At 74.0% G+C, this 13,040-nt stretch carries 7 protein-coding genes; 3 read left to right on the top strand and 4 right to left on the bottom strand.

Translation table 11 applies throughout. From position 1 onward, the window contains the following. Positions 1 to 443 precede the first annotated feature (443 nt). Positions 444 to 980 (bottom strand): MarR family winged helix-turn-helix transcriptional regulator, encoded by a 537-nt coding sequence (locus tag ACEPPI_RS29665; protein ID WP_373918348.1) that lies wholly within the window; start codon positions 978 to 980, stop codon positions 444 to 446. A 124-nt stretch (positions 981 to 1,104) separates the two neighbouring features. On the opposite strand from ACEPPI_RS29665, the gene ACEPPI_RS29660 reads away from it, so the two are divergent. Continuing rightward, positions 1,105 to 2,406, top strand: coding sequence for an MFS transporter (locus ACEPPI_RS29660; RefSeq protein ID WP_373918350.1), 1,302 nt, complete (start codon positions 1,105 to 1,107; stop codon positions 2,404 to 2,406). A 76-nt stretch (positions 2,407 to 2,482) separates the two neighbouring features. Here the strand turns inward: ACEPPI_RS29660 and ACEPPI_RS29655 are convergent, their stop codons facing one another. Both ACEPPI_RS29655 and ACEPPI_RS29650 read right to left on the bottom strand, forming a co-directional pair. Further along, positions 2,483 to 4,210, bottom strand: coding sequence for a SpoIIE family protein phosphatase (locus ACEPPI_RS29655; protein WP_373918349.1), 1,728 nt, complete (start codon positions 4,208 to 4,210; stop codon positions 2,483 to 2,485). A 134-nt stretch (positions 4,211 to 4,344) separates the two neighbouring features. Beyond that, positions 4,345 to 5,763: an NAD(P)/FAD-dependent oxidoreductase gene (locus ACEPPI_RS29650; protein WP_373918347.1), complete on the bottom strand. Its 1,419-nt coding sequence runs from the start codon at positions 5,761 to 5,763 to the stop codon at positions 4,345 to 4,347. 341 nt (positions 5,764 to 6,104) lie between these two features. Here ACEPPI_RS29650 and ACEPPI_RS29645 point away from each other — a divergent pair, with 341 nt between their 5' ends. Both ACEPPI_RS29645 and ACEPPI_RS29640 read left to right on the top strand, forming a co-directional pair. Continuing rightward, on the top strand, positions 6,105 to 6,878 hold the full coding sequence (locus ACEPPI_RS29645; RefSeq protein ID WP_373918346.1) for a TetR/AcrR family transcriptional regulator: 774 nt from the start codon (positions 6,105 to 6,107) through the stop codon (positions 6,876 to 6,878). A gap of 563 nt (positions 6,879 to 7,441) precedes the next feature. Beyond that, positions 7,442 to 9,436, top strand: coding sequence for a sigma-70 family RNA polymerase sigma factor (locus ACEPPI_RS29640; protein WP_373918345.1), 1,995 nt, complete (start codon positions 7,442 to 7,444; stop codon positions 9,434 to 9,436). Here the strand turns inward: ACEPPI_RS29640 and ACEPPI_RS29635 are convergent. Then, positions 9,423 to 12,671 (bottom strand): BTAD domain-containing putative transcriptional regulator, encoded by a 3,249-nt coding sequence (locus tag ACEPPI_RS29635; protein WP_373918344.1) that lies wholly within the window; start codon positions 12,669 to 12,671, stop codon positions 9,423 to 9,425. The two genes, ACEPPI_RS29640 and ACEPPI_RS29635, sit on opposite strands and share 14 nt — an antisense overlap. Positions 12,672 to 13,040 lie beyond the last annotated feature (369 nt).

The following is a 13,040-nucleotide window of genomic DNA, read 5'->3' as shown; positions in this document are numbered from 1 at the left end:
TTTTCAAAGGAACCTCATCCACCGAAGTGGACGGGGTATCAACTTCTGGCGTTGATTTTTGGCACGCTGTTGAGTTCTCAAGGAACGGACGCTTCCTTTGTACTCACCCTCAGTAACACTTACTGGGGCTTTCCTCCGGGCTTTCGTTCTGTTCTTGCGTTTCCGACTCTATCAGATCCTTTCGGGCCTGACCCCCAGTCAGCGGGGTTTGTCTTCCGGGCTGTTGGGCCCTTCCGACTCCTGAACTCTAGCGGATTTCCCCGGCAACCGATAATCGGGCCTTCGGAAATGAATTCGGGCACGCCGAATTCGTTCCCAGTGGGAGATCGTGCTGAGTTGGGTGCCGCAACGAGGCGGCGGGATTCGTTGACGTCAGAACCTTCCGGCTCTGGGGCAACTCGAAGAACCTTACGGATCAGCGAGGGCGGTGTCAACCCGGGTAGTCAGGCCCGGGACTGGAGGTCTTCGACGCGGTCCAGGAGGCGGGTGAGCATGTCGCCCAGGGCTCCGCGTTCCGCCGTCGACAGGTCCTGGAGCAGGTCCTCCTCGAAGACCGTGGCCGCGCGCATCGCGTCGAGCCACTTGCTGCGGCCCTCGTCCGTCAGCTCCACGATCACCCGGACGCGGTTGGACTCGTCCCGCTCGCGGGTCACCAGTCCCTCCGACGTCATGCGGTCGATCCGGTGGGTCATCGCCGCCGGCGTGAGGCCCAGCTGCTTCGCGAGCTCGCTCGGGCCCATCCGGTAGGGCGCCCCGGAGATGACGAGGGCCTTGAGGACCTCCCACTCCGCGTTGCTGATGCCCAGGGCCGCGGTCTGGCGCCCGTAGGCGACGTTCATGCGGCGGTTCAGGCGGCTCAGGGCCGAGACGACCTTCTCGACCTGGGGGTCGAGGTCCTGGAATTCGCGCTGGTATACGGCGATCTGCTCGTCGAGGCTCGGCTCGTGGACGGGCGTGGCGCCGTCGGGGGTGTCACCCATGGGTCGAAGTATCGCACGAGCTCGTTGGCGTCTAACTCCTTCGATGTGTAGAGTTAAGGGTCGAACTTTAGGTATGAAGTCTTCAGGCTTCAGTTATCAAGGCGGGTGAGAAGTGACCAAGGTGATGGGCGCTGCGATGCGGCGGATCCAGGCCGGGAACGCGCTGACCGCGTTCGGCATCGGCTTCACGGTTCCGTTCCTCTACATCTATGTGGCGCAGGTGCGAGGTCTGGGCTCCATGGCCGCCACGAGCGCGTTCGTGGCGTTCGCCCTGGGTGCTCTCGTCGCGCTGCCCTTCACCGGTCGGGCCATCGACCGACGTGGTCCGGTGCCCGTGGTCATGGGTGCGGCCGTGGCCGCCTCGGTGGGCGCGCTGTCGCTCGGGCTGTCGACGGGGATCGTGCCGATCCTGCTGTCGGCGCTGGCGCTGGGTGCCGGGCAGGCCGTGATGCAGCCGGCGCTGGCCACGATGATCGTGTGGTGCTCGACGCCCTCCACGCGGACGCGGGCCTTCGCCATGCAGTTCTTCATGCAGAACCTGGGTCTGGGCATCGGCGGTCTCGTCGGCGGTCAGATCGTCGACGAGAGCCGGCCCGCCAGCTTCACCCTGCTCTTCGGCATCGAGGCCGTGATGTTCCTGGTGCTGGCCGCGGTCATCGCCACCGTGCGGATGCCCCAGGTGGCGGGTCTCAAGGACGCCATGCCGAAGAAGGACGGCGCGCAGGCGGGCGGCGGCTGGAAGCGGATGCTGCAGCACAAGGCGATGGTGCAGCTGTGCGTGCTGGGCTTCGTGCTGTTCTTCGCCTGCTACGGGCAGTTCGAGTCGGGTCTGGCCGCCTTCGGGACCGAGGCCGCGGGAATCACCCCGTCCACCCTCGGGTTCGCGCTCGCCGCCAACACCGGTGCGATCGTCGTGGCGCAGTTCGTGGTGCTGCGGCTGGTGGAGAAGCGGCGCCGGACGCGGGTCATCGCGCTGGTCGGGCTGATCTGGACGGTCGCCTGGGTGATCGCCGGATTCTCGGGGCTGGGGCACGGCAGCGCGGTCATGGCCGCGGGCGCGTTCGTGACGACGTACGCCCTCTTCGGGATCGGCGAGGCGATGCTGTCGCCGACGCTGGCGCCGCTGGTGGCCGATCTGGCGCCGGAGGGTTCGGTCGGGCAGTACAACTCGGCCTTCGCCCTGGTGAAGCAGATGGCGCTGGCGCTCGGGCCGCTGGGGGTGCCGCTGGGTGCCGGGATCCCGATGCTCTACATCGGGGTGTTCGTGGCGGTCTCGCTGGGCATCGCCTGGCTGGCGCTGCGGCTGGGCGGGCAGCTGAGCCCGGTGCAGGACAACCCGTCGCTGTCGCGGGTCGTGGCGCAGGGCGGGCCGGCGGTCGGTGCGGCGCCCGCGACCGCCGTCGCTCCGGAGGCCGCGCACGTGTAGTCGTACGCATGCGGGTGCGTGTGGAGGTACGGGGAAGGCCCCGGTCCTACGGGACCGGGGCCTTCCCCGTGTGCGGCTACTTGTCGGGGAGGGCGAACTCGCACCAGACGGCCTTGCCGCCGCCCGGGATGCGGCGGGTGCCCCAGGACGAGGCGATGGTGGCGATGATCGAGATGCCGCGGCCGGTCTCGTCGGCCGGTTCGGCGCGGCGGCGGCGCGGCAGGTGGTCGTCCCCGTCGGTGACCTCGATGATCAGGCGGCGGTCGGTGCGGCGCAGGCGCAGGCGCATGGGCGGGGTGCCGTGCTGGAGGGAGTTCGCGACGAGCTCGCTCGCGGCGAGGACGCCGAGGTCGCAGAGCTCGGCCGGGAAGCGCCAGGAGGCGAGGACGCCCTGGGCGAAGGCGCGGGCGCGGGGGGCGGCTTCGACTCCGCCGAGGAGTTCGAGGGCCGCGTTGTGGAAGAGCTCGGCGTCCGCGCCGGTGCGGGCGGGCTGCTGGAGGACCATGACGGCGACGTCGTCGTCGTGGTCGGCGTCCACGCCGAGGGCGCGCATCAGGCGGTCGCAGATGATCGCCGGGGTGCCCTGGGCGCCGGAGAGGGCGCGTTCGAGGGCGGCGACGCCTTCGTCGATGTCCTCGCCGCGGCGTTCGACCAGGCCGTCGGTGTAGAGGACGGCGGTGGAGCCGGGGCCCAGCGCGATGGTGCCCGAGCTGTGGAGCCAGCCGCCGGTGCCGAGCGGGGGGCCGGTGGGGTCGGCGGCGCGGCGGACGGTGCCGTCCTCGTCGCGGACGAGGATGGGGAGGTGGCCGGCGGAGGCGTAGGCGAGGAGGCCTTCGTTGGGGTCGTGGACGGCGTAGACGCAGGTGGCGATCTGGCTGGCGTCGATCTCGGCGGCGAGGCCGTCGAGGAGCTGCAGGACCTCGTGGGGCGGGAGGTCGAGGCGGGCGTACGCGCGGACCGCCGTGCGGAGCTGGCCCATGACGGCCGCGGCGCGCACCCCGCGGCCCATGACGTCGCCGATGACGAGGGCGGTGCGGCCGGCGCCGAGGGTGATGACGTCGTACCAGTCGCCGCCGACGGCCGCTTCGGTGCCGCCGGGCTGGTAGGTGGCGGCGACGCGGAGGTCGTCGGGCTGCTCCAGTTCCTGGGGGAGGAGGGAGCGCTGGAGGGTGACGGCGGCCTCGCGCTGGCGGCGTTCGCTGGCGCGGAGGCGGTCGACGGCCTCGGCGTGGTCGGTGACGTCGGCGAGGTGGACCAGGATCCCGCTGTGGTGGGGGTCGGGTTCGCCGTCGGTGTCGGCCTTGGGGAACTCCACGGGGGTGCAGGTGACGGTGTAGGAGCTGCCGCCGCGGGCGGTGCGGTTCTTGGCCGTACGGGGTTTGCCGCTGCGCTGGACCTGGTCGAGGAGCGGGAGCAGGCCGAGGTCGCCGAGCTCGGGCAGGGCCTCGTGGGCCGGGGCGCCGGTGGTGCGGGGGCCGAAGCCGGCGGTGTAGGCGTCATTGAGGTAGGCGACGCGGTGCTCGGGGCCGTGGACGAGTGCCACGAGGGCCGGGAGCAGGCCGAGGACCTCCCGTACGGAGAGCTCGTCGAGGGCCGGTACGGCGGGGAGCGGTGCCGTGCCGGTGCCGCGGACGGTGGGGTCGGCCGGGCTGCCGTCGGGGGGCGGGGCGGGGTGGGCGGCCGCGCCGCGGGCTGCCGGGACGGAGCCTTCACCCCGTTTGGCCTGGGCTGCGGCGTGCTCGTTCCGGGCGGCGGCGCGGCGCTGCGTTCCGGGAAACCGGGCGCTCCAGCGCGTGAAGTTCACTGCGTTCAAGCCTCTTGGTGTCGCAAGTGGTCGCTGTGTCGCTCGTGGTCGGTCGCTGGACGGTGGGGTCACTCTGTGCAGGCGTGAGCCCACCTATGGTCACACGTCCAGTGTGGCCGACCGCACTGACAACGTCAGCCCTGACTGTCCTGCGGGGGGTCGGGGGTGGGGGGCGGCGGGAGGTGCGGACGGTGTCCGCCCGCGGCGAGTTCGAATTCTGCCCTGGGGTGTTCGAGGGAGCCGAGGGAGACGATCTCCCGCTTGAAGAGGCCCGAGAGGGTCCATTCGGCGAGGACGCGCATCTTGCGGTTGAAGGTGGGGACGCGGCTGAGGTGGTAGGCGCGGTGCATGAACCAGGCGGGGTAGCCCTTGAGCTTGCGGCCGTAGACGTGGGCGACGCCCTTGTGGAGGCCGAGGGAGGCGACGGAGCCGACGTACTTGTGGGCGTACTCGGTGAGGACTTCGTCGCGCAGGGCGGCGACGAGGTTGTCGGCGAGCTGTTTGGCCTGGCGGACGGCGTGCTGGGCGTTGGGGGCGCAGGTGGCGCCGGATTCGGCGGCGGTGATGTCGGGGACGGCTGCCGCGTCGCCGGCGGCCCAGGCGTGTTCGACTCCTTCGACGGTGAGGAAGGCGGTGCAGGCGAGGCGGCCGCGGTCGTTCTTGGGGAGGTCGGTGGCGGCGAGGACGGGGTGGGGTTTGACGCCCGCGGTCCAGACGATGGTGCGGGTGGGGAAGCGGGAGCCGTCGCTGAGGACGGCGACGCGGTTCTCGCAGGAGTCGAGGCGGGTCTCCAGGCGTACGTCGATGTTGCGGCGGCGCAGTTCGCGGACGGTATAGGTGCCCATTTCGGGTCCGACCTCGGGGAGGATCCGGTCGCTGGCCTCGACCAGCACCCATTTCATGTCCTCGGGTTTGACGTTGTGGTAGTACCGGGCCGCGTAGCGGGCCATGTCCTCCAGTTCGCCGAGTGCCTCGACGCCGGCGTATCCGCCGCCCACGAAGACGAAGGTGAGGGCGGCGGCGCGGATCTCGGGGTCGCGGGTGGAGGAGGCGATGTCCATCTGCTCGATGACGTGGTTGCGCAGGCCGATGGCCTCTTCCACGGTCTTGAAGCCGATGCCGTAGTCGGCGAGGCCGGGGATGGGGAGGGTGCGGGAGACGGAGCCGGGGGCGAGGACGAGTTCGTCGTATTCGATCTCGATGTCGCCGGTGCCCTCCTCGGCCGTGGCGAGGGTGGTGACGGTGGCGGTCCGTTTGGCGTGGTCGATGCGGCGGGCCTCGCCGATGACGATGCGGCAGCGGCCGAGGACGCGGCGCAGGGGGACCACGACGTGCCGGGGGGAGATCGAGCCCGCGGCGGCCTCGGGGAGGAAGGGCTGGTAGGTCATGTAGGGCTCGGGCGTGACCACGGTGATCTCGGCTTCGCCGGATCTCAGCTTCCGCTGGAGGCCGAGCGCCGTGTACATGCCGACGTATCCGCCTCCGACCACGAGGATGCGCGCGGGGGGCGGGGTGCCGGGTGCGTCGCCCCGGGAGTTAGCAGCCTTCACCATCCCATGACGCAACGTGGCCGGGAGTTTGTCCACAGGCCCGGCACATTGTGTGACCGGTGGGGGTGGCGGGACGGGTCTGCCGCGGAGGTCGGATCGGGGGAAAGGTTCGCAGGTCAGGGGCTGCGGAATGGTTGATTCCGGAGACTTGCGGCGGAAAAGTGGGGATGAATGCTCCGATCGGGCGGTGCTCCGTCCGGGGCTGCCTCTTCTGAATTGACTCTGGCTCAACTATGTTCGTATCTCGTCGAGGAGTAGGACCAGGGCCCCATGACCGTGGCCCCCCTCGACACGAAGGCGGGGAGTGTCTCCGGGGGGAGACAAATGATTACCGGGGGATACACATGCATATTTCCGATTTCCATGGCTCTGTCACCGCGCTGTCCGCGGAGAGCGGCGGCCGCGTGATGGCGGGCGCCACGACCCACGGAGTGGGCCGTTCCACTCCGCTGCGCGTCGACGCCCAGCGCAACCTCGAACACGTCCTGCGGGCCGCCCGCGAGGTGTTCGGCGAGCTGGGCTACGGCGCCCCGATGGAAGACGTGGCGCGGCGCGCACGAGTCGGTGTCGGCACCGTCTACCGGCGGTTCCCGAGCAAGGACGTCCTGGTCCGGCGGATAGCCGAGGAGGAGACGGCCCGGCTGACGGAGCAGGCCAAGTCCGCCCTCGGTCAGGAGGAGGAGCCCTGGCAGGCGCTGTCGCGCTTCCTGCGGACCTCCGTCGCCTCGGGCGCGGGCCGGCTGCTGCCGCCGCAGGTCCTGCGCGTCGGTGCGGCCGAGGAGGACGGGTCCGAGGAGGGCGCCGCCGCGGCGCGCGTGCCGCAGCAGCGGCAGGCCGCCCTGGGCGGGGTGCCGGACCTGCGGGTCGTGGGCTCGCGGAGCTCCGTCGGGGACGAGCCCGCGGAGGACTCCGGGGCGGGTGCGCTGCTGGAGGTCGTCGGGCGGCTCGTGGACCGGGCCCGGGAGGCCGGCGAGCTGCGGGCCGACGTCACGGTGGCCGATGTGCTGCTGGTGATAGCGACCGCCGCTCCCGCACTGCCGGACGCGGCACAGCAGGCCGCGGCTTCGGCCCGGCTGCTGGACATCCTGCTCGAAGGGCTGCGGTCCCGGACGGTGTGAGCCGTGCCGGGTGGCCAGACCAGTGCCGGCGGCCTGAGCTGGTGTGAGCCGTGCCGGATGGCCCGAGTCGGTGCGAGCCGTGCCGGGTGGTCCCGTCCGCGAGGACAGGGCCGCCTGCACGGACCGGCCGGGAGGACTGGACTGCCTGGGCGGTGCCGTGCGGGAGTGCCGTGCGGGAGTGCCGTGCGGGGCTCCGTGCGGGAGTGCCGTCGGGTTCTGGCGGGCCCTGGATTTCGCCGGGGTGCGGCGGGGTGGGTGATGGCGGGCCCCGGCCGGTGTGGTCCGGGGAAGGTGGTCCGGGGACGGCCCGGGGCGCGGTGGTTCGGGGGCTTTCGGGGATGGCCCGGCCCGGCGGGCGGGCGCGTTGCTTCCGGTCCGCTCGTCAACGGGCAACCGCGGGGCGGCAGTCACTCGAACGGGTGAGGACCGTTTCGGTGGGGTCATCGAGTCGCCGGAACTTGCCCGGACGGGTGGATGCCGCGCAGAGGCATCTTGGGCACCGGCACCGTGTGACACGCTGGATCGGTGTACCGGGCTGAGTGTGTCGTGCGGGGGCTTCCGCGGTGAGCGTTGACGGGCGGGACGAGTCCCCCGGTGGTTCCGGCGGGGAGGCCGGGCCGGGGAGCCTGCCCCCACGGCAGGTGCCGGCCCAGCGCGAACCCGGTGGACGGCGCGCCGCTCCGCGGCTGGGTGGCGCCGATCTGCCGCCTTCCGACGCCGACTTGATCGCCCGGATGCGCGGCGGTGACGACGGCGCGTACGCGGAACTGTTCCGTCGGCACTCCGAGGCCGTACGCCGGTACGCACGCACCTGTTGCCGGGACGGGCACACGGCCGACGACCTGACCGCCGAGGTGTTCGCGCGGACGCTCCAGGCGGTGCGCGGTGGTGCGGGGCCGGACCAGTCGGTGCGGGCGTACTTGCTCACCACCGTGCGGCGGGTCGCCGCGGCCTGGGGGAAGACCGCTCGGCGGGAGCACCTGGTCGAGGACTTCGCACTGTTCGCGGAGCAGGCCGCGGCCGGTACCGAGGGCACGGGCGGGCTGGGCGGACTGTCCGGTGAGGACGGCCTGGAACTGGGCGCGGACGTCCGGGCGATGCACGAGGCCGAGCGGTCGCTCGCCCTGCAGGCCTTCAGGAGCCTGCCCGAGCGGTGGCAGGCCGTGTTGTGGCACACCACGGTCGAGGAAGCGTCGCCGAGTGCGATCGCCCCGCTGTTCGGGCTGAGCGCCAACGCGACGGCGGTGCTGGCCAGTCGGGCCCGGGAAGGCCTCAAGCAGGCCTACCTCCAGGCGCACGTGAGTTCCGCGCTCAGCGAGGGCGGCGACTGCGCGCGGTACGCGGACCGGCTGGGGGCTTACGCCCGGGGCGGGTTGCGGATGCGGGCGGAGCGGGGGCTGCGCAAGCACTTGGAGGAGTGCGCGAAGTGCCGGCTCGCCGCCGGGGAGCTGAAGGACGTCAACGCGGGGATTCCCGCGCTGCTGCCGGTCGCGGTCATCGGGTGGTTCGCCGCCGGGTACGCCGCCAAGGCGGCCGGGGTCGTGGCGGGTGGGGCCGTCGCGGCCGGTGGGGCGGGAGCCGCTGCCGCCGCAGCGGGCGGTTCCTCTACGGGGGCCGGTGCCGCGGGTGCGGGTACGGCCGGGGCGGGGGCGGCCGGCGGGACCGGGGGTGCCGGGGCGGGGAGCGGGGGTGCCGCTGTCGCCGAGGGGCTCGGGCTGCCCGCCAAGGCCGCCATCGCCGCCGGGATAGCGGTCGCCGCGGCGGCCGGGGTGGTGTTCGCCCTCGTCGGGGACGAGCCCGAACCGCAGGCCGCCGTGAAGCCCGCACCCGGGGTGGTGGCTCCGGCCGTGCCGATGCCGCCCGCGTCCGCGGCTCCGGAGAGCAGGGCGCCGGGGGATCCGTCTCCGGCCGCGCCGGGACCCGTACCGCCCCGGCGCTCCACGGAACCCTCGGCTCCCGTGTCGGGGCCGCCGTCGTCCCCGGCCCCGGCTTCGGCTTCGGCTTCGGCTTCGGCTTCGGCTTCGAAGCCGCCCTCGGCCTCGCCCGTGCCGGAGCCGGAGCCCTCTCGGACGCCGACGCCCACGCCGTCACCCGTCGAGCCCTCGCCCGAGCCCCCGGCGGACCGGGACTTCCAGCTGGCGCGGATCGGGCACTCCGCGTTCGGGCAGCACACCGGGCCGGAGGTGGAGACCTGGCGCAGCAGCTGGGTGTGGCAGCGGTGGGGGCTGGAGGTGGGCGGGCGGCGGTTCGGGCAGGGCGTCACGGTGAACTCCCGCTCCTCGGTGGAGATCACCCTCAACCGGCAGTGCACCGACTTCTCGGCGCGCGCCGGGGTGGACGGGCTGTCGCTGCCGACCGACGGGAAGCTGCGGTTCTCCGTCTACGGCGACGGGCAGCGGCTGTGGCGTTCGGGGGCGCTCGGGTACGGCGACGCCCCGGCGGACGTCCGGGTGTCCCTGGCCGGGCACAGGACGCTGCGGCTGGTGGTGGAACAGGCCGGGCAGGGGCACCTGCCGACGCTGGCGAGCTGGGCGGACTCGATGATCAGCTGCCGCTGAGCGCGGTGGGAGCGGCGAGCAGGGCGGCTACCTCGGCGGGGCTGAGGGTCCGGCCCTCCGCTTCCGCCGCGGCCTGGCCGGCCGCCCCGAGCAGGGCGCGGGTGCGGGCCGGGAGGCCCACCAGGGTGGCCTCCTCGGGGACCGTACGGGGGTGGCCCGCGCGCCAGGCGGTGGCCGCCGCGAGGACCCGTACGCTCTCGGCCGGACGGTCGGCGTCCGCCAGCAGCAGGGCGGCGGTCTCGGCGAGGGCGGCCAGGAACCGCTCCGCGCAGCGGGCGGCGACCGCGTCGGCGAGGCCCCGGGCGGCCTTGGCGAGGCCGGCTTCCGGGCCCTGCTCGCGGGCGAGGAGGGCGGCTTCGACGGTGTTCAGCCCGGCGGCGAACTGCGCGGGGGCCGTGATGCCGTCCGCCGCGGTGCGGGCCTCCTCGCACGCGGTGCGGGCCCGGGCCGTGTCCCCGCGCCGGAGGGCGAAGACCGCGGTGAGGAGCCGGGCGAAGGCCACGACGTCGTAGAGCCCGCCCTGCCGGTCGGCCTCCTGCTCGGCCTCCGCCAGGAGCCGCTCGGCGCCGTCGAGGTCGCCGCCGCTGTAGACGGCCTCCGCGATGCGGGCGAGGGCGAAGGGGGCCTCGGTGTGGGCGCCGACCTCGCGGGCCAGGCGCAGGCATTCCTCGTACTCGGCGCGGGCCTCGTCGTAGCGGCCGCGCGAGAGGGCCATCTCGCCGGCGGCGCTGGCGACTTGGGCGCGGGTCCAGCGGTCGCCGACCCGGGAGGCGATCCTGTGGAGCTCGGCGAGGTCGGCGTCCACGGTGGGCAGGCCGCCCGTCGTGTCGATGGCGGTGTGGGCGCGGAACATCAGGATGACGCCGAGTTCCCAGTCCCCCGCGTGGCGGCGGGCGTTGGCGACGCCCCGGTCGAGGTCGGCGAGGAAGTCGGAGGTTTCGCCGGTGAGGAAACCGAGCGCGGGCCAGAGCATCCCCGGGAAGCGGACCGATTCGGACGAGTCCTGGCGGAAGACCTCCTTGATGCGGCCGGCGAGGGCACGGAACTCGGGGGTGCGGAAGTGGTCGCCCGGGTGGCTCTCGGCCTGCAGGAACATGTGGAGGATCCGCAGGTGCAGGGAGTTCCAGTACGCGCGGGATCCCTCGGGCTCGTCGGCGGGGGTGCGGTCGAGGATGCGGCCGATCCACGCGACGCCTTCGACGCGGTAGTCGCGCAGCCACCAGAACCAGCCGAGGGCGAGGGCGATGCGCTGGGCGGTGTCGGGGGTTCGCGCGGGGGTGTCGGCGAGGGTGGTGTCGAGGGCGGTGCGGAGGTTGTCGAGCTCGGTCTCGACGCGCCGGATCCAGGGGAGCTGGGCCTGCGAGCGCATCAGGGGTTCGGCGCGCTCGACGAAGGCGAGGTAGTGCGCGGCGTGGCGGTGGGCGGCGGCGCGGAGGCCGGCCGGGTCGGCGGCGGCGCGCTCGGCGGCGTACTCGTGGATGGTCTCCAGCATGCGGTAGCGCATACCGGGCGCGGTCTCGTCCCCGTCGGGTTCGGCGAGGACAAGGGACTTGTCGACGAGTGAGCCGAGGACGTCGGCGACGTCGAGGGTGCCGTCGGTGCCGTCGGCGTCGGCGCAGACGGCTTCGGCGGCGGCCAGGTCGCAGCCGCCTGCGAAGACCGACAGGCGGGTGAGGACGGCCCGTTCGGAGGCGTCGAGGAGGTCCCAGGACCAGTCGACGACCGCGCGCAGGGTCTGCTGGCGGGGCAGCAGGGTGCGGGCGCCGCCGGTGAGGAGGCGGAAGCGGTCGTCGAGCCGGTCGGCGATCTGGCGCGGGGTGAGCAGCCGCAGCCGCGCGGCGGCCAGTTCGATGGCCAGCGGCAGGCCGTCGAGGCGGGCGCAGATCTCGGCGACGGCGGCGGGATCGTCGGCGGGGGTGAAGCCGGGGCGGGCGGAGGCGGCACGCTCGGCGAAGAGCCGGTGCGCGGGGGCGGGCGGCAGGGGTTCGAGGGGGCGCAGGAACTCGCCCGGCACGCCGAGGGGTTCACGGCTGGTGGCGAGGATGCGGACGCCGGGGCAGTGGGTGAGGAGGCGTTCGGCGAGTTCGGCGGCGGCGCCGATGACGTGCTCGCAGTTGTCGAAGACGAGGAGCAGGCTGCGGTGCGCGCAGTGCTCGACGAGGAGGTCGGCGGGGTCGGCGGTGGTGGCCTTCTCCCGGGCGACGAGGTTGCTCTCACGCAGGCCGAGGGCGCTGAGGACGGCGCCGGGTACGGCGGCGGGGTGGTCGAGTCGGGCGAGTTCGACGAGCCAGCCGGAATCCGGCTGGTCGGCGGCGGCGTGCTCGGCGAGCCGGGTCTTCCCGGAGCCGCCGGGGCCGGTGAGGGTGACGAGCCGGGAGCGGGCGAGGTCGCCGGCGAGCGAGGCGAGTTCGGGCTCGCGGCCGACGAAGGAGGTCAGGCGGTGGCGGAGGTTGCCGCGGGGCTGCGGGGGCGGGGGCGGGGGCGGCGGGGCCTGGAGCAGCTCCGCGTGCAGGGCGCGCAGCCGCGGGCCGGGGTCGGTGCCGAGGTCTTCGGCGAGGTCGCGTCGAGTGCGCTCGTACGCGGCGAGCGCGTCGGCGGGGCGTCCGGCGGCGCGGAGCGCGCGCAGCTGCTGGGCGCGCAGTTCTTCGTCGTACGGATGCTCGTGGATCAGCGCCTCGATCTCCGGCAGGAGTGCGGCCGGTGCGGTGGCGCCGCTGTGCAGGTCCGCCTCGACGCGGTCGCGCGCGGCGCAGGTGCGGCGGGCCTCGGTGGCGGCGGCGAGGGAGGTGCGGGCGGGCTCGGGGAGGTCGGCGAGGGCGGGGCCGCGCCAGAGCGAGAGGGCCTCGCGGAGGGTGGCCTCCGCGGCGGCGGGGTCGGCGGCGGGCGCGGCGAGCTTCTCGGCGCCGAGGGCGGCGAGCCGCGTGAAACGGTGGAGGTCGACGTCCTCGCGGGCCGCGGCGAGGCGGTAGCCGCCGGCGGGGTCGGCGCGGACGCTGTCACGGGACCCGAGGGCGCGGCGCAGCCGGGAGACGAGGGCCTGCAGGGCGGCGGGGGCGTCCTGGGGCGGGTCGTCGCCCCAGACCTCGTCGACGAGGTCGGCGACGGGGGCGGCGGCGGGGCCGCCGGCGCGCAGGGCGAGCGCGGCGAGGAGCGCGCGCAGGCGGGCGCCGCCGAGGGGAAGGGGGGCGCCGGTCTCGTCACGTGCCTCGGTGGTGCCGAGGATGAGGTACCGCACCGGGCAATTCTGCCCTGCCCCCGTGGGAAGCGACGCGGAGTTTCCGGGCCCCCGGCCCGGGGACGGTCCCGGCGCGCCCGGGCGCCCCCCGCAAAACCGGGCACAACCCCTTCCGGGCCCCGGCCCGGCGACGGCCCGGGCAGCACGGGCGCCGGGCCGGCGGGCCGGCGGGCCGGCGGGCCGGCGGGGAACCGCTCCGCGTAGCGCCGACGGGACCGGGCCCTGCCGGGCACGGGATCACGCCGCGCGGCGGCGGAGGGGCCGCGGACGGCCGGCCGGGCCCTGCCGGGCAGCTCTGCCGGGGCCGCACCGCGCGGGTCTCGGCGCAGGGAGTGGCCGGCAGCTCCGCGAGGATCGCCGCATGGCTGG

This window comes from Streptomyces sp. AB3(2024), assembly GCF_041862025.1.
Classification (GTDB): domain Bacteria; phylum Actinomycetota; class Actinomycetes; order Streptomycetales; family Streptomycetaceae; genus Streptomyces.
Note: the sequence above shows the minus strand (reverse complement) of the source record. Positions and strands in the feature narration are given on the sequence as shown.

What these genes read in the sequence shown, in the direction of transcription:
- ACEPPI_RS29665 (WP_373918348.1), bottom strand. Translation starts at nt 980, where the DNA reads ATGGGTGACACCCCCGACGGCGCCACGCCCGTCCACGAGCCGAGCCTC.
- ACEPPI_RS29660 (WP_373918350.1), top strand. Translation starts at nt 1,105, where the DNA reads ATGGGCGCTGCGATGCGGCGGATCCAGGCCGGGAACGCGCTGACCGCG.
- ACEPPI_RS29650 (WP_373918347.1), bottom strand. Translation starts at nt 5,763, where the DNA reads ATGGTGAAGGCTGCTAACTCCCGGGGCGACGCACCCGGCACCCCGCCC.
- ACEPPI_RS29645 (WP_373918346.1), top strand. Translation starts at nt 6,105, where the DNA reads ATGCATATTTCCGATTTCCATGGCTCTGTCACCGCGCTGTCCGCGGAG.